Source organism: Nocardia sp. PLKS1-43 (genome assembly GCF_059510335.1).
Genome location: NZ_JCAJZQ010000010.1, coordinates 170,216 through 194,897, shown reverse-complemented (window position 1 = coordinate 194,897; position 24,682 = coordinate 170,216). Strand labels below are relative to the sequence as shown.

Annotated in this window: 7 protein-coding genes; all 7 read right to left on the bottom strand. The window is 69.3% G+C overall.

The window, feature by feature from the left end:
• Positions 1–86: 86 nt before the first annotated feature.
• Positions 87–6,368, bottom strand: a complete 6,282-nt coding sequence (locus AC5WS7_RS29655) for an SDR family NAD(P)-dependent oxidoreductase (protein ID WP_495957898.1) — start codon at positions 6,366–6,368, stop codon at positions 87–89.
• Positions 6,365–15,403: an amino acid adenylation domain-containing protein gene (locus AC5WS7_RS29650; RefSeq protein WP_495957897.1), complete on the bottom strand. Its 9,039-nt coding sequence runs from the start codon at positions 15,401–15,403 to the stop codon at positions 6,365–6,367. Before AC5WS7_RS29650 ends, AC5WS7_RS29655 begins: the two co-directional genes overlap by 4 nt.
• Positions 15,400–20,865: an amino acid adenylation domain-containing protein gene (locus AC5WS7_RS29645; protein WP_495957896.1), complete on the bottom strand. Its 5,466-nt coding sequence runs from the start codon at positions 20,863–20,865 to the stop codon at positions 15,400–15,402. Before AC5WS7_RS29645 ends, AC5WS7_RS29650 begins: the two co-directional genes overlap by 4 nt.
• Positions 20,862–21,110, bottom strand: coding sequence for a phosphopantetheine-binding protein (locus AC5WS7_RS29640; RefSeq protein WP_495957895.1), 249 nt, complete (start codon positions 21,108–21,110; stop codon positions 20,862–20,864). Before AC5WS7_RS29640 ends, AC5WS7_RS29645 begins: the two co-directional genes overlap by 4 nt.
• Positions 21,111–21,161: 51 nt before the next feature.
• A complete protein-coding gene (locus AC5WS7_RS29635; protein WP_495957894.1) occupies positions 21,162–21,893 on the bottom strand; it encodes a YqcI/YcgG family protein in 732 nt (243 codons plus the stop codon).
• A gap of 50 nt (positions 21,894–21,943) precedes the next feature.
• Entirely contained in the window at positions 21,944–23,359 is a 1,416-nt protein-coding gene (locus tag AC5WS7_RS29630) for a cupin domain-containing protein (RefSeq protein WP_495957893.1), read from the bottom strand.
• Positions 23,360–23,585: 226 nt separating this feature from the next.
• A complete protein-coding gene (locus AC5WS7_RS29625) occupies positions 23,586–24,557 on the bottom strand; it encodes an ABC transporter substrate-binding protein (RefSeq protein WP_495957892.1) in 972 nt (323 codons plus the stop codon).
• Positions 24,558–24,682 lie beyond the last annotated feature (125 nt).

Below are 24,682 nucleotides of genomic sequence, written 5' to 3'. Positions count from 1 at the left end.
ACGCGGTTATATAAGGTTAGGCTAACCATAACAAAATGCTCGGTGGTCGGGTAAGTGATCACGGAATCGGAAACCCGGGCCGCCGATCATCGCGGAGCGACTCGGGCGGCGCGGCGGCGCTGTGCGCGGCCGGCGACTCGCTGCGCGGCGGTGACCACCCGGGCGGGTCGCAGTGTGTGCGCCAGCCGGTACGGCGTGGGGCTCCGATACAGCTCGGCGAGTGAGACCTGTTGTCCCAGCCGGTCTTCCAGCAGCGCGTGCGCGCGGATCGCACTGATCGACGTGCCGCCCAGATCGAAGAAACTGTCGTGAATCCCGAATTCGCCGACGCGCAGCGCCGCCGCGAACACCGCGGCGATCGTGGCGTCCAGCCCATCGGTGTCCGAGGCCGCGTCGACGTGCCCGCGCGCGTCGGTGGTGGCCGCCTCGATCCGGACCGGCACGCCGAAGCGGTCGCGCACCGTGCCCAGTGCGCCGATCACCCGGTCGCGTGAGGCCGGGTCGAGGTGCAGCACCAGATCGGTTGTGGCCGTGTCGGGAGTGCAGAGCAATCCGGCGACCCGCGCCCCGCGGGGATCCAGTCCGACCAGGGGATACGGTGTGTCGCGTCGTAGGCACAGATCCAGCGAGGCCAGCGCCTCGGCCGGATCCAGGGCGCGATAGCCGTTGGCGCGGCCGAGATCGCTCAGCGTGCTGGTGCGGTTCAGGCCGACGCCGTGCCAGGCGGACCAGGCGATGGATTGCGCGCGATGACCTTTCGCGCGGAATTGCCCGGTGAGGGCGTCGAGATAGGCATTGGCCGCCGCGTACGCCGCGGCGTGCGCCGCGCCGAATACCGCGTTGACCGAGGAGAATCCGATCCATCGCAGCGCGGGCCGCGAATCGCAAAGGCGCATCAGGGATTCGGCGACTGTGGCCTTGGCCTCGAGTGCGGCGTCGAAATACTCGGCGGTCGACTCCGCCAGTGGATGTTCGGCGAAATGTCCCGCCAGATGGACGATGCCGTCCAGGCGTCGGCCGAACCCGGCCTCCGCGGCCTCGACGCATCGCCGCAGGGCCGCGCCATCGGCGGGATCGAGAACGGCGTGGCGGATCCCGTCCGAATCGGCGGGGGCTTCGGAGCGGCCGACAACCAGCAGGCGTAATCCGTAGCGGCGTCGCAGATGTGCGGTGACCAGCGCGCCGACACCGCCGCGACCACCGCTGACCAGGTAGAAATCGCCCGGTGCGGGCGGTTCGGCATCGAGCGGGGCGGTGTCGCGGCGCAGGCGTGGCACGTAGCGCGCATCGCGCAGAGCTACCACCGGATCGCCGGTGCCGCTGCGGATCTCGCGGGCGAGCCGCTCCGAGCCGACCGATGCGGCGGTGTCGATGAGCCGGATGCGCAGCTGTTCCAGCTCGGCACGGGCGCTCTCCACCAGCGCGGCGCAGGCGGCGTGCAGGGGATCGGCGGCCGTGTCGACGGCGAAGGCCGATTCGGTCACCACGGTTACCCCGGCGCCGGAAGGGCAATCGGCCAACGCGGCGGCCAGGGCTGCCAATACCGTTGCGGGCGAGCCGGTGTCATTGATCGTGACCGCCGCGGTCGGGGCGCCCTCGATGATGCCGACGGTGATCACCGTGCCGGAGTCCGGCGGCGCATCGGTTTCGACACGCTTGGGCGCCCAGGCCGGCTCGAAGAAGTGGTCGGCCACGGTGCCCGAGTCCCCGGCCGCGACGCCCACAGCGGCGAGATCGGCTGTGAGACCGGCGAATTCGCCACGCTGGTAACGCTCGCGCAGCGTCGAACGCTGGATCTTGCCGATTTCGGTCTTGGTGATCACACCCTCGGGCAACGGCAGGACCACGGCGGGCGAAACGCCGACCGTCGCGACGACGGCCGCCCGGATCGCCGACACCGCCGCCGCCACGTCACTGCGGTCCGCGAGGCGGCAGAACACGATCAGCTGTTCCCCGTCGTCCTGCTGGACCGCACACGCGGCAGACCAGGAGGTCAGGGTGCAGTCCAGGCGATCGACCGCGGCCTCGATCTCGTGGCACGGGTAGTTGACGCCGTTGATGATGACGACGTCCTTCGCCCGTCCGGTGATCTGCAGGCTGCCGGTATCGTCGATGCGGCCCAGATCGCCGGTGTCGAACCAGCCCTCCGCGTCGAAGGACGCCGAATTCTGCTGTGGCAGATCGCGATAGCCGCGAGTGACGGTGGCTCCGGACACCTGTAGCCGCCCGGCTTCCCCGGTGGCGAGAAGCCGATCCGCGTCGTCCACGATGCGGATCCGGCATCCCGGAATCGGCGCACCCAGATGTGCGAAGGTGTCCGCGCGGGAGACGGCGCTGCGGAACCGCGGCGAATACACCACGCCGGAACAGGTTTCGGACATACCCCAGACCGGGACCATGGTGTCGGCGGCAAGACCGTGCGGGGCCAGCGCGTCCAGGAACGCGGCCGCGACCGCGGGTGCGATGGCTTCGCCTGCGTTCAGTGTCATGCGCAGGGCGGAAAGATCCCAGCTGCGTTCACCGGCCGCGGCGACGGCCTCGCTGACCAGGCCGAAGGCGAAATTCGGCGCCCAGGTGCTCGTCACCCGGTAGCGGTCCACGCAGTCCAGCCAGCGCAGCGGATCGGCGAGGATCCAGTCCGTCGGGGCATGGATCTGATCGACGCCGTGGTAGACATCGCGCAGGTGCCACATCACCACGCCGCCGACGTGATCCAGCGGCATCCAGTTGAACGAGACGTAGGCGCCGCTGAAATCCTCCACCGTGCGCAGGGATTCGCCGCGCCGGAGGATATTGCCGTGCGTCAGTTCCACGCCCTTGGGCGCGCCGGTGCTGCCGGAAGTGAACATCAGCAGGGCCACGTCATCGGGGCCCAGGCCGGGCAGCGGTCGCGACGCGTGGGTGACCGGCTCGGCGGGGCCGCGCGAGAAAGCCGCGATGCCGATCGGCCGCAACGACTCTCCGTCAGGAGTGCGCCAGGTGCGCAACGCGTCGTACTCGTCGCGTCCGGCCAGCACGATCGGCCTTTCCAGGCTTTCCCAGATCCGCAGGAACCGATCGCGCGCCGGACTCGGCACGGCGTAGTCGACGGGTGCGGCGACGGGTGCGGCGACCAGGCCCGCCAGCAGGCACGCCCACACGCCGACCAGGAAATCCTCGGTGTCGCGGGACTGCAGGACCAGCGGGTCGCCGGTCCGGCTGCCGCCGTCGAGCAGGGCCGTCGCCAGAGCCGTTGCCCGCGAGAGCAATTCGCCGTAGCTCGACACGGTATCGGGGCCCGTCGCGCGCAGATGGCGGATGCTGCCCGTACCACCGGCCGCGGCTGCCAGCGCCGGGCCCAGGGCCGTCCAGCGCGGTTCGGGCTGGGGTCCGCCGTCCGACAGCGCCGGGCCGGTTCCGGGCACGCCCTCGCCGGTCGGCGCCGGTGCCGCGGCCGGTACCGCCAAGCGGCGCAGGGGCGGTGCGGGCGGTTTTCCGGTGGTCGCGGTGGCGGCTCCGGCTGCCGCGGCAGCGATGCGTTCGGTTTCCGCCGCGTCTATGACTGGAATGCGTTGCAGCACAGCGATATCGACGCGACCACGAGCGTCGAGCGGTAGCGCGCCGGGCAGGGTGACCACAGCGTTCGGGATCAGCGCGCGCGGCACGCGCTCGTGGAGCAGGCGCAGTACCGCGCGCCCATCGATGGCCGTGTTCCGCGAGACGTAGGCGACGGTTTCGCGCAGACCGGCGGCAGTGGTGCGGTCCAGCACGGCGGCCTCGCGCAACTGCGGCAGGGTGAGCAGGGCAGCGCGCACGAGGGCGGCGAGCACCGGCGCGCGCCCGGTCCAGACGGCGGTGTCGTCGCGGTCGGTGTCGATACGCAGCCGAGCGCCGACGAGGCTGCCGCGCAACCCGGTCGGCACACCGTCGAGGTGAATCGCGCCCCGGAAGCCGTGCGGTACCACCGTGCCCGAGCGGTCCCGCACGGTCACCTCGCCGGGGCTGCGGGCGCTCGCATCCGCGTCGACCCGCAGGTACCAGCCGCGGGTCTCGTCGCCGTAGACGGTATGCGTGTGGACGGGTGCGGCCACCGACTCGCCGATGACGACGGCGATGCCCCCGAAGCCGGCCAGCTCCGCGCCGGTGCCCAGCGCCACGTCCGCGTCGCCCGGTGCCGGCGTGTCCTTGATTCGGTCGAAACAGCTTGCGGCCCAGAGGATATCAGTGGCATGTGCGGCATCGCTCAACCAGACGGACCCGGTGGGGCCGGTGCGGAACCACGCCCGCATGGTCCGGACCTGCGCGTCCACGGTCGCGCGATCCAGCAGCGCCCGGCCGTCCGGCGTGGCAACGAGAATCGCGGGCAGGTCGGGCGTCGGATCGACGCTCGGGATGGATTCGATGCCGTTGGGTACGGGGGTGTGAGTGGCTTCAGGTGTGGGGCGGATGCTCCCGCGTGCGCGGATGCGGTTCGTCGCGGGGGCCGGTTCGCTGCCGTCCGGGGCATCGGTGGAGGCTCCGCCGACTGTGGGGGCGATGCGGTGGAGCGCAGGTGGGCGCGCACCGCCGAGTGTGGCTGGGCGGAGGGCGTTGCCGGGAGTGAGCTGGGTGTTACCGGGCGCGTGGGCGGTGCCGGGTTCGAGATCGGTGTCGCCGTCCGGCCGGGTTGGTCGACGGGGTCCGTCCGGGGTCGCGATGGCATGGTCGCCGGGTGTGGGCAGAGCCTGGGCGCCCGGCGCCTGGAACCCGATGGTGAACCGGTTGCCGGGTCGGTACCAGCGCTCGATCGCGGCGATCTCCTGTGCCAAAGCGCCATTCGAGTCGCGGGGATCCAGCGGGAGCCACACTCCGCCGCGGCGCAGGATGGCGAGTGCGGCGATCGCGACGTAGCTGGATCGTGGCGAGACGGCTGTGGCCACCACGTCGCCCGGACGCATTCCCGCCTCGTGCAGCACGCTCTCGTATCGCTCCACAGCGTCAACCCGGGCGCCGAAATGCCAGTCCCGCAACGGTTCTCGATTCACCGATGCGGACGGCAGCGCGGATTCGGCGGGCAGGTCGAGCCGGTCGATATCGAGATCCGGTGCGGCGCAACCGCTCCGCAGGATCGTGGTGAACGCGCGGGCAAGTCGGTCGACCGTGTCGGCGTCGAACAGGTCGGTGCTGTAGACGAGGGCCGCGTGCAGCCGGTCCGGATGCTCCCAGATGTGCAGTTCCAGCTCGAACCGGGTGGAGCGTTCGTCCTCGTCGATGCGCACGACATCCAGGTCGGCGAAGCGGACGCGCGCATCGGCGAAGTTCTGCAATGCGAACAGCAGCGGAAAGGTCACCTCACCGGTGTCCCGCGTCCGCCGCAGGGCCGGCACGATCTGCTCGACGGGCGCGTCCTGATGGGCGAATACGTCCATGGTCGCCGCGCGCACGCGGGCCAGCAGAGCGCGGAAGGTCGGCTGCCCGCTCAGGTCGACCGGGATCGGCAGCGTATTGACGAACAGGCCGATGAGATCGACGATCTGGGGATTGTCGCGATTGGCCAGAAGCGTTGCGGCGGTGATGCTCTCACAACCGCCACTGGCCCGCGAGACGGTCGCGGCCCACGCCGTGAGCAGCACCATGTACAGTGTCGCGCCGTCGCCGCGGGCGAGCCGGCGCGCGGCATCGGCGACCGCGGCGTCGAGATCGAATTCGTGCCGTGCCCCGCTCGAGCCGCGCGTCGTCGAGCGTGGCCGGTCGGTCGGCACAGTCGACTCGGCGAGTCCGTGCGGGAACAGGCCGCGCCAGTGCGCCAGCTCCGCGTCGAGTGCGGCCCGGTCGGTCCGGCCGCGCTGCCACTCGGAATAGTCGGCGTACTGAATGTCCAAGGAAGGCAACGTGACCGGGGCACCGCCCACGCGGGCCCGATAGAACGCGTCGAGTTCGGCGAGCAGAATCTTCAGCGACACGCCGTCGACCACGATGTGATGCACCACGATGGCCAGCAATCGGTCCTCGCCGCCGAGATCGAGCAACGCCGCGCGCAGCGCACCCGGTTCGCCGAGGTCGAACGGCGCGTCGATGAGTCCGCGCAGTACCGCTGCCACGGCGGGCCGGTCGACCAGTTCGGTGTCGGCCGCGTCACTCGCCTCGACGCGATGCCGTGCCAGTTCGAAGCGGCCGCGCGGATGCACCCGCTGCTGGAGTTCGCCGTCCACATCGGCGAAGGAGGTGCGCAGTTGCTCCTGACGGTCGATCACATCCTCGAACGCCCCGGCCAGCGCCTCGGCGTCGAGCGGCCCGCGAATCCGCAACAGCAGCGGTACATGATAGGACGGATCACCGGGATCGAGCCTGTGCAGGAACCACATTCGCTGCTGGGCGAAGGATGCCGGGAAGTTCAGGGGCGCGCTCATGACCGCACCGCACGCCGCGCGCTCGGGACGATCAAGTCCGCCGCCTCGCCCGCACCGTTGTCCGAACGAGCGCGTTCGACCAATTCGGCCAGACCGGCGACGGTCAGATTGCCAGAGGAGAAGAACTGTTTGACCGAAAGGCTGACGCCCAGCTCCTTGCGCAGACTGGTGACCAGCTGCATCGCCAGCAAGGATTCACCGCCGAGGTCGAAGAAGTCGTCGTCGGCGCCGACCTTGTCGATGCCGAGCACCGCCTGCCAGGCCTCGGCGATGCGACCCTGTAGCGGTCCGTCCGGTTCGCGATAGGGCACCGACAGTGCGGGCCGCGCGTTGAATGCCGAACCGCCGCCGAACATTCCGCGCCCGGACGAAGACGGTTGCGATGCGTCCGAGCGGGTTTCGGCGCGTCCGCGCGAGCCGACGATCAGCGCGTGGTCCACCGGGATCGCGTCCCGGTAGGTATCGATACCGGATTGCACTCGCACATCGGCGAATCCGGCGTCGCGCAGCAATTCGGCCCACTGCCTCGGGGTGACCAGCGGCGAATGGGTGCGCAGCGAATCGGTGAAGTACCACCAACCCTCGAACAGACCCGCGGTCAGCATCGAAACCCGGCGCTGCTGAGCGGATTCCAGCAGCATCAGACTGCCGCCGGGGGCGAGCAGCGAATGCACCTTCGCCACCGTCGTGGCCAGCTCCGGGGTGGCATGCAGCACGTTGAACGCGAGCACCACGTCGAACGGTTCGGTGAAGCCCTGCGCCTCGGCGTCCGCCGTGACGTCCAGGACGCCGAAGCGCATCCAGTCGTAGCCCTGCGCCTGGGCCCGGCGCTGGGCCGCGACGACGAACGAGCGCCCGAGGTCGGTGAAGGTGTACTCGACCGGCGTGCCGTGTACCGCCTCGGCCACCACCCAGGTCAGATAGCCCTGGCCCGCACCGACTTCCAGGATCCGCAGCGGCCGGTCACGGCCGGCGGCGAGTTCGCGCAGCGCCGCGCCGATCAGTCGGGTGTAGATCGCGACGTCGCTGTGGGCCAGCCGTTTGTCGACCACATCGGTGGAGCGATCATCCGAGCCGTTCGCGAACATCACCTCGGTGCCGGCGATTTCACCGGTGCACACCTGGCGGTAGCGCGCCGAGCAGTAGTCCAGGAAGGCGAGTTCCTCCTCGGCGTCGGGATACCGCGTCCGCAGCGCGGACCGTTCCCGGTCGAGTTCGCCCTCGCCGCAGGGCTTGTCGGTGATGCGCAGCCGATCACCCTCGCGCACCGCGTAGCCGTCCGCGAGCAGCAGCGACAGCAGAGCGTCGAAGAATCGTTCGTAGGGCGCGACGAACCTGTGCTCGGCCGCGATCGCCGCCGGGTCGATCAGTGCGCCCGGCTCGGTGGCACAACCGATTTCACGCAGGAACCGGGCGACGTAGAGCGCGCACAGTGCTTCCAGCCGCGAATCCAGGCCCTGCTCGACGTGCTCGACCGGAATCCGCCGGCGCAGTTCGCTTTCGCGGCGATCGAGAAAATCGAACAGGTCGAACCGCCGCGTCGCGCCGCGGGCGGGCGGATCGATCCAGAACCGGCGGCGCTGGTAGGGATAGCCGGGCAAGGTCACCTTCCGGGCGTCCGCAGAGCCGGTGAGCGTCAGATCGACCGCGCCGCCACCGGCCCAGACACCGCCGAGGGCTTGCCGCAGGACCACCCGGTCCTCGCTTTCGTCGCGGCGATGCCGCATGGCCGGTGGCGCGACCGCGTCCTTCCCGGCCTGCAGTTCGATCAGCCGGGTCAAACCCCGGCCGGGTCCGGCCTCGACGAACAGCGGCGCGTACTCCTTCACCAACGTGTCGATACCGTCGGCGAAGCGAACGGTCCGGCGAGTGTGACGCAGCCAGTAATCCGGATCGGTGGCCTCGGCGGCGGTCAGCCAGGTGCCGGAGACGTTGGAGATCACCGGAATTCGCGGCGCGCTGAGCGCGATGGTGGCCAGAACCTCTGCCAGCGCGGGCAATTCGGGGTCCAGCAGCGACGAATGCACCGCGGGCAGCGGCAGCCGGTTGACATCGACGCCCTGGGCCTCCAATACGGCCTCCAGCGCGGCGATCTCGTCGACGGGACCGGATACCGTCGTGTGCAGCGGCCCGTTGACCGTGGCGATACCCAGGTTCCCGGTGAGGTACCCGGCGAGTTCATCGGTGCCGAGCAGGACGCTGGTGGCGGCGCCGCCCGCCCGGTCGAGCAGTCGCGCGCGCTCGACCACCACCCGGAGCGTGTCCGCCAGACTCATCACGCCCGCGATGCAGGCCGCGCTGTATTCGCCGAGACTGTGGCCGATGAGCGCGGCGGGCGTGAGGCCGTATCGGGTCAGGGTCGCCGCGAGGGCGATCTCGGTGGCGACGATTCCGACGAAGGCGACCGCCGAATCCCCGGACTCGGCGAACCCTTGCGGATCGTGCAGATGGGCGACGAGGTCGACGCCGGTGAGCGGCTCGGCGGTCGCGGCGGCGGCATCGATGATCTCGCGGAACGCCGGCTCGGAGTCGTAGAGCCCCAGGCCCATTCGCGGGTACGCGGTGCCGCCGCCGGGCAGGACGAGTACGACCGGACGCTCGGCGCGGGCGGCCACGGGCGTTGCGGCGGCCAGGGCGGCGCGGGCTTCCTCGATCCCCGAAGCGACGACGGCCGTGCGATAGTCGTGCGTCTCGCGCCCGACGCGCAGGGTGTGCGCGACGTCGGCGAGGGAAAGTCGCGGGTTCGCCGCCAGGTGCGCCGCCAACTGCTCGGCGGCCTGCCCGAGCGCCTCGGGGGTACGCGCGGAGAGAGTCAGAACCGCTGGGCCACCGGCAATTTCGAAGTCGTCCGGACGCGGCTCGCGCTCGGGCGCGCGCCCGAGGATGACGTGCGCGTTCGTTCCGCCGATACCGAACGAACTGACCGCGGCCAGCTCCGGCCGGGTGTCGTCCCATTCGGTCAGGCCCGTGACGACCCGGAACGGGCTGGCATCCAGATCGAACAGCGGATTCGGCTCGGTGAAGTGCAGGCTCGGCGGTATCGTCCGATTCTCCAGAGCCAGAACGGTTTTGATGAATCCGGCGATCCCCGCCGCGGCGTCCAGGTGGCCGAGATTGGTCTTGACCGAACCGAGCAGGCAATACCCCGTGCGGTCCGTGCCGGTGCGGAACGCGTCGTCGAGCGCACGCAGCTCGATCGGATCGCCCACCGGTGTGCCGGTGCCGTGCGCCTCGACGTATCCGATCTTCTCCGGGGTGGTCCCGGCCGCGGCCTGCGCGGCGAGGATGACCTCCACCTGGCCGGGCGCACTGGGCGCGCCGTAACCAGCCTTGCGGTTGCCGTCGTTGTTGACCGCGGACCCCTTGATCACCGCCCGGACCGGGTCACCGTCGGCGAGTGCGTCGGCCAGGCGCTTGAGTACCACAACCCCCACGCCGTCACCCGGGAACATGCCGTTGGCGCCGGCATCGAAGGCACGGCAGCGACCGTCCGGGGACAGCGGGCCGTCGGCGATGGCCTGATAACCCTGGTGCGGATTGGGATTCAGCGACGCACCGCCCGCCAGCGCCACATCGCACTGGTAGCTCAACAGGTCCTGGCAGGCCACGTGGATCGCGACCAGCGAGGTGGAGCATGCGGTCTGCACACCCATCGCCGGGCCGGTCAGGCCCAGTTTGTAGGCGACGCGGGTGGCGATGCCGCCGGGCGAGCTGCCCGAGGTGGCGGGAAGTGAGGCCATCGAGTTCGCCTGGCCCATGACGTGCGGGTACACGTTCTCCAGGAAGTAGCGGCTCTGGCTGCTGCCCGCGTAGACCCCGATCCGGCCGTCGAAGCGGCCGGGCACCTGCCCGGCCTGCTCCAGGGCCTGATGGCAGCATTCCAGGAACAGGCGTTGCTGCGGGTCGATCAGCTCCGCCTCCGACGGCCGGTAGCCGAAGAAATCGGCGTCGAACCGGTCGATGCCCTCGACGGTGGAGGCGACCCGGACCAGCGCGGGATCGGCGAATTCGGCCTCGGTCCCGCCCGCGGCGAGGAATTGCGCGAGGGTGAATTCCGCTGCGCCCTCGCGACCTTCGACCAGGTTGTCCCAGAAGGCCGCCAGGTCGGGTGCACCGGGGAAGCGACCGTCCATACCGATCACGGCGATCGCGTCCGCATCGGGGCCGCCGGGCAATTCCTCGAATTCGCTGGTGCCGGTCATCTGGGCTTCCTTCCGGGCGGTGGTCAAGCTGAGCAGGGTGGCGTGGAATTCGCCGAGCAGGGACTCGGCGTCGTCGTCGCGATAGCGGTCGCTGTCGGCGATGACACCGAGTTGGCGCCCACCGCCGCTGTCGACGCATTCGAGAACGAGATCGAAACGCGCGGTGCCGAGATCGAGCGGGGTGAGGCTGGTGTGTACGCCGTCGAGAGCGAGTTCGCCAGCCAGTTCGCCACGTGCGGAGAAGACGGCATCGAACAGCGGACCGGTTTCCTGCGGCCGCGCCGCGCGCTGGTCCGCCACCACGACGTCGAACGGAACCTGTTGATGCGCATAGGCTTCGATGCTCTTCGCCGCGACCTCGGCGAGGAGATTCGTGGCCGCGAGGTCGATGTCGACCAGCACGAGGTTGCCGAAATTGCCCAATACCGACTCCGCGCCCGGCGCACCGCGATCGATCACCGGCACGGCCAGTACCACGGTGTCGTGGCCGGTGCGACGCCCGATCGTGAGCGCCGCGGCCGTCATCAGCACCGTCGTATCCGAAATACCCTGTCCGCGTGCCGTTTCGGCGACCGCGTCGAGATCCGATGCGGTGAGTTCCCGGATCACTCGCCGCCCGCCGCGAGGTGAGAGGGTCCGACCCGCACGGGCCCGCAGCGGTCGCGAACGCCAGTAGTCGCGGGCGGCGGCGTACTCCGCGTCCCGCGCGCGGTCGGCCTCCGCCAGCGCGTAGTCCAGGTACCGGCCCGCCGGGGCGAGCGTGGCGATCTCGCCACGGCGCCGCGCGCGGTAGGCCGCGGACAGATCGCCGAACAGGATGTCCCAGCAGTTGTTGTCGAATGCGATGTGGTGCAACACGATCCACAACATCCAGCTGCCCGCGGTCTCGTCCCGGGCCAGCCCCGCCCGGATCGGCGGTTCGGTGCTCAGCTCGAACGGCCGGAGCGCCTCGGCATGGGCCTGGGCGAGGGGGTGGGGAGCGCTGATCCGGACGACTTCGAACGGGCGAACCGCATCGGCCCGAGCCGGGGCGTGATCGCCGCGGTCCCTCGACCGAGCGGTATGAGGCGCACCGGGCCGCGTTGTCCGGCCGGGTATGGCGGCGCCGGCCGCGTCGAACGGCTGGGTTGTCCCGGCCTGGGCGCGTGCGAGGGTGGCGGGCCGTGCTCGATCGTGGGCCGGGGCAGCGGGCCATTCCAGGACATGTTGTGCGGGAACACCATTCGCGTCGACGAGGTAGACGGTTCGCAGGACGGCATGCCGGGCGACCACGTCCGACAGGGCCGCGCACAGGGCGTCCGGGTCCAGCGCGTCGTCGAACCGGATCGTCACCGCCAGGTGGTTGGCCGCGCGTCCGGGGGCCAGCCGCTCGGCGAACCACATGCGGCGCTGGGCAGCGGACAGCGGGCCGGTATGCGGTACGGATGTGCCGTCGGCGGGGGCCGGGGTTGCCGAGATCTCCGGTCCGGGCCTGTCCTCGAGTGCGCGCCGGGCGGCTTGCTCGATCGCCGGCCCCGCGTGCGCGAGCAGCTCGCGCGCGCAGGTCGCGACATCGATACCGGCCAGCACCGCTCGTGCGGACACCTCGCATCCGGCGAGTTCCCGCCGCAATCGAGCCAGAATCCTGGTGGCGGACAGCGAATCTCCGCCGAGGGCGAAGAAGTTCTCGTGCGGGCCCACCTGTGCCAGGCCCAGGACATCGGCCCAGGCGGCGGCGATCACCGTGGTCAGCGCCGAGTCCGAGGGGCGATCCCGATTCGCCGCGGTCGGCTCGGTCAGGGCCGACTGTCCGAGTGCGGTCAACCTCGCGCGATCGACCTTGCCGCTCGCGGTGAGCGGCAGCGTGTCCAGGACCAGGATCCGGCTGGGTACCAGATACGCGGCGATGTGGTCGAGCAGGTGGGCGCGCAACGTCCGCTCGTCGGCATCGGCCACCACGTGGGCGATCAGTGCGCGGTGTCCCGGGCCGGACGGCTGCGGGACCGCCGTGACCACGGCGTGGTGCACATCGGGATGACTCCGCAGCGCGGCCTCGACGGCCGACGGCTCGACCCGGCGGCCGCGCAACTGGACCTGCGAATCACGCCGGCCGATGAACTCCAGTGTGCCGTCCGGGCGGCGGCGGCCCAGATCGCCTGTGCGATAGAGCCTTTCGCCGGTGACCGGATGCCGGACGAATCGCTCGCCGGTGAGCTGCGGATCGCCGCGGTACTCGCGGGCGACACCGATTCCACTGCAGCACATTTCGCCGACCACCCAGTCCGGGCATTCGAACCCGCGCTCGTCGAGCAGGTGATATCGCGCGCCGGGAATCGGCTCGCCGTACGGGACGCTGATCCAATCCCGGTACTCGGTGAGATCGCCGACGCGGTGCCAGATATTCCACAGCGTCGTCTCGGTCGGCCCGCCAACGCTGACGAGTTCGGCGGTGTGGAAGACCTCGCGGTAGCCGGCGGCCAGTTCGAGCGGAAACCAGTCTCCTCCCAGGAAACTCAGCCGGAGCGGGATCGAACCGAGTTCGGCCTCCGGATTCTCGCGATGGTGGTCCAGCAGCATCCGCATCATCGCGGGCACCGAATTCCACAGGGTCACACCGTGTTCGGACATCAGCGCCAGCCAATGTTGCGGATCGGTGCGCCGGGCGGCGTCGGGTACGACGACGCAGCCGCCCGCGCCCAGGATGCCGAACACGTCGAACAGCGACATATCGTGGTGCAGCGCGGTGACCGCGAGCGAACGATCCTCGGGCCCGAGGCCGAAGGCGCGTGCGGTCGCGCGCAGACAATTGACCACGCCACCGTGTTCGATCGCGACGAGTTTGGGTTCTCCGGTCGATCCGGACGTCGGCAGCAGATAGGCCAGGCTGCGCGCGGTGGTGGCGAGCCGCGGAAGTTCCTGCCGTGGTGCGGATGTGAGCCGGTCGACGGCCAGCGCGGGCGCTGCGCTGCTCGGCAGTACGTGCTCGGTCGCGGTATCGGTCAGCAGCGCGATCGGGTGCGCTCGCTCCAGCAGTGCGGCAATCGATGCGGTGGGCAACTCGGGATCGATGGGCAGGTAGGCCATTCCGGCGCACAGCACGCCGATCGCCGCGGCGAACTGCTGCGGAGATTTGCCCATGACGATCGCGACGATCGGTTCGCCCGCATCGGGTTCCGGCACGACGTCGCGCAGCCGGCACGCCACGGCCGCGGCTCGGGCACGCAGCTGCGCGTAGGTGAATGCGCTGCCATCGGCCCCGCGCACCGCCGTGGCATCTGGCCGTATCCGAACCTGCCGCAGAAAGTCGGTGTGCGCGAGATCGGTATCGCCGACGAGCCCTGGAACATCCTCGCGCGCCGCATCGTCCGGCGCCGGATCGGGGGTTTCGGATCGTCCTGGTGGCCGCTCGCCGGGAACGGGCACGGTGCCGTGGCCCGCGGGCCTGTTGCCGAGGCCGTCGCTGTCGATGCCGCGCCGCCACCGCGTACCCGTCGCGAGCGCGGCGTCGAAACCGACGGGATCGCTACTGCGCCAACGTGTCTCGCTGTCGGCGAGGTTGCGCAGCAGAGCGGACCAAGCCGTGAACATCGCCTCGACGACGCCGGGCCGCAGCACATCGCGCACATAGTCCCAGTTGATGTACAGCTCACCGAGTCGTTCCTCGAGTTGCACGTCGAGATACACCTGGGGCGTGGAGGTGATGTGATGGACCGGCTCGAGCGCACGCACGAGCGCGGAATCTCCCTTGGAGAAGGCCAGCGTGCTGGTCAGCACCACGGGCATCAGCACAGGACCGTGCTGAGCGCCGTGCAGTTCACCGAGTCTGCGCAGCAGCTCCGTGCCGCTGACCATGCCGTGCTCGAGCGCCTCCCACATCCGGCGCTGCGCCCGGAGGGCGAAGTCGGCGAACGGTTCCCGCTCGCTCGCGTCGATATCGACCAGGGTGAAGGTGGCGAATTCACCGGCGACGTCCGGTACGCCGTCCAGCAGTTCGTCGCGGCCCATGCGCGGGATGTTCAGCGTGAACCGTGGTGTCGTGCTCCAATGCGCGAGGACCTGCGCGAAGGCGGCGACCATCAGACCGCTGGGGGTGAGTCCGTGCGCGGTGGCGCCGGCCCGCAAGCGCGACCAGGTCGGCGCGTCCAGGCAATCGTCGAGCCGATCGAACCGGGGATGGGTCACCGACTCCGGGTCGCGTCGCAGCGGAAGCTGCGGCGGGCCGGGCAGATCCGCCAGCACCCGATCCCAGTACTCGTTCGCCTCGGCGATGTCCTCGGGATCGGCGAGATCCTGTGCGGCGAGCACATAGTCGCGGAAGGAACAGGTGAGGGCCGGCGGTTCGGCGCCGGGATCGTCGTAGTAGATCGACAGATCACGCAGTAGCACATGCCAACTCGCGTAGTCCAGCGTCAATCCGTCGATACCGACGTGCAATCGGGCACGCGCCTCGTGCTCCCGCTCGGTATCGGCCAGCAGCGACAACGCCATGCCGAAGATCGGATACCGGTCGCAGGCGCGCACCTCGTGCGCCATCGTGTCGCGGATGGCCGCGAGTTCCGCCGCGGCGGCCGACTCGTCGAGTCCGCGCAGATCACGCACGGCCAGACCGGAATCGGGCACCTCGGCCAGGACGCGCTGGGTGGCGGTGCGCGGATCCACCACCGCGCGCAACATGTCGTGCCGGTCCACCACGCGCGCCCACGCCGCGGCGAACCGGTCCGGGTCGATAACGCAGCGGTATTCGAGATACGCGTGCGTGGAGACGTTTCCGAGCGGATAGAAGTCACCGCGGCCGATCAGGTAGGCACGTTGAGTATCCGTCAGCGGAAACGGCTCGTAGCGTTCGGTCGTCATTTCCCGTTCCTTCGGCGTGCGGCGGCAGCTCGCTGCGCGGTCTTGGCCGCCTCGGCACGTCGCCGGGCCGCGGCGACGGCGTCGCTGTCCACCCGGGCCGGCGCGCCGGACACACCGGCCTCGCCGGCGCGCTGCTCGTCCAGATGGGTGGCGAGCCGGCCGATCGTGGTGTGCTCGAACAACTCCAACAGCGCGATCTCGGTGCCGAACTCGGCGTCGATCAGGTTCTGCACGCGCACCATGGCCATGGAATGGCCGCCGAGTTCGAAGAAGTTGCGATTCGATCCGACCGAGTCGACACCGAGCACCTCGCACCAGATCCGGGCCAGCCTCAGTTCGGTATCACCGCTGGGCGCGACCCGGTCGGCGGTATCATCCGGCGGGGGAACGGCCAAGGCGGCCAGACCTTTTCGGTCGACCTTGCCCGCGTCGGTGAGCGGGATCCGGTCCAGCACGGTGATACCGCGCGGAACCATGAAGGCCGGAACCCACCGGGTGAACCACTGCCGCAGCGTGCTCACATCGCACCGCGCGCCGTCCTCGGGCTGACAGAACGCCGCGAGTTCGCCGTCGGAATCCAGGACCACCGCGGCGCGGCGCACATCCGGGTGACGCAGCGCCACCGCTTCGAGTTCCGGCAGTTCCACCCGGTGCCCGTGCACCTTGACCTGGTGATCGACGCGGCCGCAGAACTGCAGTTCGCCGGACGCGGTGAACTTCGCCAGATCGCCGGTCCGGTAGAGACGCGTGCCGGGCAGTCCGGAAACAACATCCGCGACAAAGGATTCCGCCGTGCGGGCGGGCGCGTTGACATAGCCGCGCCCCAGCGGCAGACCGCCGATGTACAACTCGCCCGGCATTCCGGCGGGGACCGGACGCATCCGGCGATCCAGAACGTACACGCGCGCACCGGGGTTGGGTGTCCCCATGGTGACCGCGCCGCCCGATCCGCCCGAGGGCGTGTACCGGCGGCACGCCACTCCGATGGTCGCCTCGGCCGGGCCGTACCCGTGGAACATGGTCGCCTCGGGGAAGTCGGCGGCGAATCGCCGGTACAACTCGTCGGTCAAAGCCTCACCGCCACACCACACATAGCGAAGCGACCGGGCGCGGGTGGCACTGTCGCGGCGGTCGAGGATCAGATCGAGCATCGAGGCCACGACGTAGAAGAAGGTGACCTTGTCACGCTCGATCACCTCCAGCAGATGCCCGATATCGGCCTCGCGTCCGGGCGTCACGACGGCGAGCCTGCCGCCGACCGCCAGCGGCAGGAAGATCTCGTTGATCGAGATGTCGAAGCCCAGCGGAGCCTTGAACAGCACGGCGTCCGATGGGCCGAAGTCCAGCAGGCCCTGCTGCCAGCGCAGCCGGTAACCGATGGCGCCGTGCCGGATCATCACGCCCTTGGGGGTTCCGGTCGAGCCGGAGGTGAACATCACGTAGGCGAGCTGTTCGGGATCCACCGCGGGCAGCGGATGCGGACCCGGTTCGTCCTCAGCCCGGATATCGATCACCGAAATACCCTGTGGCACAGTCTGAGTCGCCTCGGGGTCGGCGATCATCAGGGATACCCCGGCCTGCGCGAGCACCTGCCGGCGGCGTTCGGCGGGCCAAGCCTGCTCCACCGGCACGAATGCCGCGCCCGCGCGCATCACCCCGAGCAGCGAGACGACGTAGTCGATACCGCGCGGTAGCGATACCGCGACGATCTGCTCGCGCGTCACGCCCGCGTCCAACAGTCTGCGGGCCAGGCGTTCGGAGGCCGCGAGCAGTTCGCCGTAGCTGATCGAGCCCGCATCGGTGGTGATGGCGATCGCCGCCGGATCGCGCCGCGCCGCTCGGAGTACCAGTTCGGGCACCGCCGGCGGGCGAGCGCCGCGCGGAATTCCGGTACGCGACACATCGGCCGAATCCGGATGTGCCGCACCGGTCCATCCCGTGTACAGCAGTTCACGCTGGGACGCCGGGACGATCGACACCTCGGCGAGCGGCGAATCCGGTTCGGCGGCAAGGTGTTCCAACGCCGCGGTGATCGCCTCGGCGATGCGTGCGATGGTTTCGACCGCGAGGATGTCCAGCGCGCCGGTCACCGCGCCTCGAATGCGGCCCTCCTCCTCCCAGACGTTGCACACCAGATCGAATCGCGCCGTGTCGACCCGGTCGACGATCGGCTCGCCGGCCACGCCGCCCATGCGCAGCGGTCGCACCGGCTGCTGGCCGATCACCATGGCCTGCGGGATCGGCGTCCGGTTGGCGGTGGCATCCCAGCCCAGCTCCGCGATCAGTTCGTCGAAGGCCACCGACTGGTGCGCCAGCGCTTCGCCGATGGTGTCGCGCACCCGCGCGAGCAGGGCGGCGAAGGTGAGGTCGGGTGTGATGCGCTCGCGCAGCAGGACGGTATCGGCGAAGCAGCCGACCGCATCGCGTTCGGCCGCGTCCAGGCGACCGTGGGTGACGGTGCCGGTCAGGATGTCGGTCTGCCCGGTCAGGCGGTGCAGCACCGTGATGAAGGCGGCGGTGACGAGTGCGAAGGTGCTCGCGTGCCGGCTTCGGGCGAGTTCGCGCAGCGCGGCCGAGGGTCCGGCGGCGAGGTCGAAAGTTCTCGCGTGCCCGGCGAAGGTGGGCGTATCCGGACGCGGGCGATCGGCGGGCAGATCGAGCACGGCGGGCTCACCCGCGAGACGTTCTCGCCAATAGTCCAGTGCCGCAGCGCGTTCGGATCGCCGCGCCGGATCCTCGCGCCGCAACACGAGTTCGGGGAACTGCGCCACCCGGGCGGGCAGCCGCGCCGCGCGCGCCTCGAGATCGGCCGCGTACAGCTCGGCGAGTTCGGCGTGCAGAACGGCCACGCTCATACCGTCGGCGATGCTGTGGTGCGCGCACAGCAGCATCAGGTGCGGCCCATCGGGATTCTCGGCGGGTGCGAAGGCCAGCCGCACCAGCGGGCCGGCGCTCAGGTCGAACGGAGCCGCGTCCACCTCGGCGATCCATTGTTCGGCGGTGGTGTCGTCGCGGTCGCGAACGGTCAGGATGTCGAGCGTGTCGTCCACTTCGCCGACGACGGTGAACGGGGCGTTCTCGTGCACCACGAATCGGGTGCGCAACGCGGCGTGCCTGGCCAGCAGCCCTTTGGCCGCCCGCCGCAGCGCCTCGACGTCGACGGCGCCGCGCAGCCGCATCGGGAATCCGATGTTGTACGCACTCGAGGCCGGGTAGAGCCGCATGAACAGCCACATCCGCCGCTGTGCGGCGCTGAGCGGTATGTGCGCGCCTGGCTGCCAGGTGTGCGTGCCGTCGGCGGTCTCGATCCGATCGCGAGCATCGATCAGCGCTGCCAGCCGCGCGGGAGTGGCTGCCTCCGAGAGCAGTTCGCGAATCGACAGGTCCACGGCGCAGGTTTCGCGCAAGCGGTCGACGATGCGCGCGGCCAGCAGCGAATGACCGCCCAGATCGAAGAATTCGTCGTGTGCGCCGATCCGGTCGAAGCCGAACTCCCGCGCCCAGATTCGCGTCACGGTGGTCTCGGTCGCCGAGCGGGGCTCGACGTAGGGCGCCATGGTGATCGGGCGGGGATGGGCGGTTTCGGGGGCGATCGTGTCGAGCTGCCGGGGCAGCTCGGGAATGCCCGTGGCGCTGGGACTTTCGGCCTCCTGCGGTGGCGCCGCCCAGCAACGTTGGCGCAGGTACGGGTGACCCGGCAGAGCCAGCCGGACCGGGGTGTGCGCGCCGCGCAGGACGGCCGGGTCGTGATCGGGGCGATCGTCGAGCCAGGACCGGCCGACGGTGCGCAGCGTCGCGAGATATTCCTCGCCGCCGAGGTTGTCGAGGTCGATGCCGGCCGAGGCGTCCGCTGCCGGTGCGTCCGCCGCGGACACGGTGAAATTCGAGGATTCGTACGATTCCTCGCGCAGTACGCGTTCGGCATCGGCGGTGTCGGTGACGATGAACGCGGCCCGCACCGGATGGAACTGCCGACCGGACTGCAACGTCCACGCGAACGCCCGCAAATCCGTATGGGGTTGTGCGGCAAGGTGATCGGCCAGCTCGTGGCGCACCTCGCGCAACTGGGCGGCACTTCGGGCGGATATCATCAACAGTTCCGCGGCCCGCGGCGGTGCCCCCGGTGCGCGGCGCGGGGCCTGCGCGAGTACGGCGTGGGCATTGGTGCCGCCCAACCCGAAGACGTGCACGCCCGCTCGTCGCGGACGCCCGGACTCGTGCTCCGGCCAGGGCCGCAGGGCGGGATTGACCGCGAACGGGGTGGCGTCGAAGTCGATGCGCGGATTGAGCGGTGAGCAGTTGATGCTCGGCGGCAGTTCGCCGTGGGTGAGCGAAAGCAGCACCTTGGCCACGCCCAGAGCGCCCGCGGCGGCCCAGGTATCGCCGATATTGGGTTTGTGCGTGCCGATCCACACGCGGTGACCGCGATCGCGCAGCAGACCCTCGAAACCTTCGGTGAGGGCGGCGATTTCGATCTCGTCGCCGAGTGCCGTTCCGGTGCCGTGGGTTTCGAGGTAGTCCAGGTCGTCGGCCTTGATGCCCGCCACGCTCAGCGCCTCGGCGACCGCCTCGGCCTGCGCACCGGCGTCGGGTGCGGCGAATCCGGCCTTGCCCGCGCCGTCGTTGTTCACCGCCGTGGATTCCAGGACGCCGAGGATGGGATCGCCGTCGGCGATGGCGTCGGCCAGCCGCCGCAGCGCCAGCACCGCGACGCCGTCGCCGGGGGTGGTGCCGTCGGCGTCGGCGGAGAAGGCGCGGCAATGTCCATCGGCAGAGTTGATCCCGCCCTCGCGGTACCGATAGCCGGTGTACTGGGGCACGTAGACCGTCGCGCCACCGGCCAGGGCCAGATCGGATTCACCCGCCAGCAGGCTCTGCGCGGCCAGGTGCACCGCGACCAGCGAGGTCGCGCATCCAGCCTGCACGTTCACCGCCGGACCGCGCAATCCCAGCGACCAGGCGATGCGCGCGGCGAGGAAATCCTTGCTGTTGCCGAGCAGATGGTCCATCCGCGCGGCCGGGTCGCGGCGCTCGCGCGGGAGCAGGTGGTGCTGATAGTACGAATCCGGGCCGGAGCCGGCGAATACGCTGATCGCCCCATCGAATCGGGCCGGGTCGATCGCCGCGGATTCCAGTGTCTCACTGGCACATTCGAGCAGCAGCCGCAATTGCGGGTCGGTCGTTTCGGCCTCGCGCGGGGTGAGACCGAAACGACCCGGATCGAACTGTTCGATGCCGTCGAGCACCGGGCGGGTGCGAACCAAAGCCGGATCGGCCAGCTCGGCCTCGCCGAGGCCGGACCCGCGCAGTTGTTCGTCGGTGAAGGTGGTCAGGGCCTCGCGGCCCTCGCGCAGCAACGCCCAGAACTGTTCGGGCGTCTGCGCTCCCGCCGTCCGCAGCGCCATGCCGACCACGGCGACGGCGTCCGTGCCGACCGGCTTCTCGTCCATCGATCCGGTCATGACGCGTCCGATGCGGTGGCTCCGGTCAGTCGCAGCCACGCCCCCAGCGTCGGCTCGGACATCATCTCGGCGAACCTGAGCCTGATCCCCTCCCGTTTGAGCAGACCCGAAATCTTCATCACCCGTACCGAATCCAGGCCCAGCGCCATGAGATTGGCGTCGGCGTCCAGGAATTCGGCGTCGGCCCCCATCGCTTCACCGACCAATCTGCGTAACAGATCGTCACAGTTCGGCTTGTCGGACATCGTATTTCTTCTTCCGTCGAGATGTGTGCGGTAGTCGATCCGATGAGCCGCTCAATCGGAAGACGGTGGCTGCTGCCGCATGCGGTGCAGGAACGGGCAGCCGCCGGTGGGCGTGCCCGATTCGTTGTCGTCGGGAAGGAAGTACTGCCGCCATTCCCGGTTGTCCGGATCGCCGTAATTACCCAGCACCGGGGAGGGGTCGAGGCCGTCGTCGAACGCGACCAATCGCTTCCGGATCCGCTTGCGCGCCAACTGTCCCGCTCTGGTGTCCGGTTTGATGTTCTCGAACACCCATTGCGGTTGGAAGGTGATGTAGAAGATCGGGCTGTACCGGCTGCGGCGGCGCACGTGTGCCGGATTGCTGCAGACCACGAACATCGGGGTGCCCTCGAACACATACTCCCACATGGGATCATCGGTCTCGGGCGGAATGTCCTCGGGCCACCGGACCGGGTCGCCGTCGTGCAGGTCCTGCAGGATGTCCCAGAACGTCCGGTAGTATCCGGACAACGTATCGTCGGGCTCCCTGGTCTGGAAGAAGACGATCAGCGACGTCTCCCGCGAAATGGTTTTGTACATCCCGAGATATCGCCGGAGAATGACGCGGAGTTCCTCGCGTGCGCCCGGATCGTAGAGTTCGTCGATGAATCCGAAGCGCAACCCTTCGGTCAGTGCGCCACGCACCGCGAATGTGCACGGAAAACCGTTCTCGGGCAGTCCGATCAGGTCCAGCAATTCGGTGCCGTGTTTGATACCCCATTCGGGTAGCGGGCCGAATGTCATGCGGCGAAGAGCGTCGGAACCTGTTGGGCCGGGGTCGCTTTCGCTCTCCATCAGATGATCTTCCGCAATAAATCATCGGGAATGACGGGTTGGTGGTACGTGCACACGCCGGACAACACGGTGGAGCCGTGCAGCCGCGATACCGGAATGAGAATCTTGTCGCCGGTGCGCAATTCGATCTTGTGGGTGGCGTTGTTCCAGAAGTGCATCTGCCCCTCCTCGATCATCACCAGGCGATGCTCGTTGTGCACATGCGTGGTCGAGGTCTCCTCCTCGCTCTCCACGAAGGTGTCCAGATCGACGACGATGTTGTTGTCCTCGAGGTAGCGGGCGATCTTCTCGGCGTACTCCTGATGCAGCTCGATCTGATCGGCCCAGCTCAGCTGGGCGGCCAGGTCCTGATGCCACAATTGGTGCAGGCGCTGGGCGGCGGTGAACCCGCGCCGGAAAGCCTGCGGCGCGTCCTGGCCGTAGGAGGTCACCAGCGCGTCGAGGACGCCGGGCAGGAATTCGCCGAGGTCCACCGACCAGCCGACGCCGAGGTCGAAGCCGGCCGGATTCGTCTCGGCAGGCAGGCCGCGCTCGAGGATCGGCCGCAGCGCGGCGGTGTCACGCTGTCCGGCCAGATGTGAAAATGCCGCCGCGCCAACGAGTTCGGGCAACCGGCCCGGGTCGGCTGCCAGTGACAGCAGATGATTGCCCCGCGCGAGAGAGGTGCCCAGCAGCAGCTGCCAGTGCCCGCCCGGGGTCTGGGTCAGATTCGCGGCCTCCAGCAGGTCACGATAGGCGGCGCGCAGTGAGATCCACTGCTGATAGGAGCCCAGCAGCGCGGTTTGCAGATCGCCGAGGTGACGCGGATACTCGCCGATTCCCGTGCGGCCGAGCGCCTCGCGCACGGCGGGGATGAAGCCGTGGTACTGCATGGTCACGAAGACGGCGGCTTCTCTTGCGCCAGTGAGCGTTTCGATGAGATGTACGGCCTCCGGCCCGCTCTGCGACAGTTCCCGGGCGGTGGTTCGCACCAGTTCCAGCGCATCAGCGACGGAGGTCTGCCCGGTCTCGACGGCGTCGTCGAGGAAGTCGAACAGGTGACGTTCCAGGACCGGACGCGCCAGCGCGGACCGCACGCGGTTGTCCCGGCTGTAGAAATCGGCTCGGTCCCGGCGGACCGTGTCGACGCCGTCGGCGGGCGCGACGAGGGTGGACTCGAGGTCGTAGATGTTGCGCAGCATGCGGTGTCCGAGCAGGGCGCTCAGGCGCAGCGCCTTTTCCGGCGGCATCGTGTCGTGGTATTTGACCCAGGCCAGATCGTCGGGCCGCACCGGCCTGCGGTACGGGTTGCCGGGTGTGGTGAGTTCGCTCCATTCCGCGGCGCGAAATGCCGGATTCGAGGCGAACGCGACGACGACGGCGTTCGGATCGGTGGTGTCTGGGAGGTCCGGCAGTGGCCGGTGGACAGTGCCCACGTTCTCTCTATCCCTTCGGTCACAGGAACCCAGTACGGATAGAACCGTCTAAGGGAACCCTTAGTGAGGCAAGGCTACCTTAACAATTTGCATCATCGGCGTCGAGTCCTTGTGTGCTTTCACACCAGGGAATAGCTTGCGGCGCAAGCGAATACGCGACTCGCCCCAGGGCGCGCGCCGATCGCGCCGCGACGAGAATCATTGCGGCGCTGTCACTATGGCGAGTTCAGAGTTTCGCGAATACTCCGTCGAATCGGGTCAGCAACCAGGCTGTGGTGCGGGCGGTCGGAAGCCGAAGAGCCGCACTGACGTCCGCGTCGGTAGCCAGATAGGTGCCGTGCTGGACGGCGGGCAGTTGCTCGAGCAGGGCCTGATTCTCGAGTTGTCCGGCCGCGCCGGGCGTCATGTATCCGATCGACAGCAGGTCCGAATCGAGCAGGTCGAGGCGTTCCATGCTGATCTTGCCGTTCAGGCCGCCGAGACCGCCGGACAAACCGCGCAGCGAGTCCGGCAGCTTCATGCCCAGCGATTCGAAGAATTTGTTGGCGTTGTCATCCGGATTGGTGATGACCTCGATATTCGTCGGGTCGACGAAGAGGCTGACCGAGAACGTCTTTCCGGCCAGCTTCGGGTACTTGCTCGCGGCGTCGGCCAGCGCCTTGGCGCTTGCGTCGATGACCGGCTGGGCGTCGGCCTGGCGGCCGAGCAGCTTGCCGACCAGCGTGGTGTCGTCCTGCCAGTTGTCCAGCGCACCGGCCTTCAGTGCGGGGATGGTCGGCGCGAGCTTGCTGAGCTTGTCGTATTCGTCCTTGGACAGGATGAGTCCGCCGCCGAGGATCAGATCGGGCGCCAGCGCGGCGATCTTCTCCTCGGGTACCGTCCCGCCCGGTCCGAGAGCCAGCTTGGTGACCCCCGCGAGGTTCGAATTCCCTTGGTCCCAGGCATAATCCGCATTGGTCAGCGGGTTGGGCACGTAGCCCGCGGGTTTGGTGCCCAGTGCGACGAGCGCATCGGTGAAGGTCGGGGAGAGCGCCACGATGCGAGTCGGCTTGTGGGTCACGACGGTCCGCCCGAAGGCGTGCTCGACGGTGACCGCCTGATAGGCGGTGGACGTGCTCGACGAGGTCGAATCCGAGTCCGAATTGCCGCACCCCGCGGCGAACGCGATCGCGCCCGCGGCGAGGGATATCGCGGTCACTCGCCGGAGAATCGGGCGCGTCCGCTGACGCGGTGTTGTCGGTGAAGCCATGGAGTGCAGAACCTCTCAGCAAAGTTACTTAGGTAAGGCAATCCTATAATGGTCACCCGTTCAGGTAAAGATCG

Coding starts and splice junctions, on each gene's coding strand:
- AC5WS7_RS29655 (WP_495957898.1), bottom strand. CDS start 6,368: ATGAGCGCGCCCCTGAACTTCCCGGCATCCTTCGCCCAGCAGCGAATG.
- AC5WS7_RS29650 (WP_495957897.1), bottom strand. CDS start 15,403: ATGACGACCGAACGCTACGAGCCGTTTCCGCTGACGGATACTCAACGT.
- AC5WS7_RS29645 (WP_495957896.1), bottom strand. CDS start 20,865: ATGACCGGATCGATGGACGAGAAGCCGGTCGGCACGGACGCCGTCGCC.
- AC5WS7_RS29640 (WP_495957895.1), bottom strand. CDS start 21,110: ATGTCCGACAAGCCGAACTGTGACGATCTGTTACGCAGATTGGTCGGT.
- AC5WS7_RS29635 (WP_495957894.1), bottom strand. CDS start 21,893: ATGACATTCGGCCCGCTACCCGAATGGGGTATCAAACACGGCACCGAA.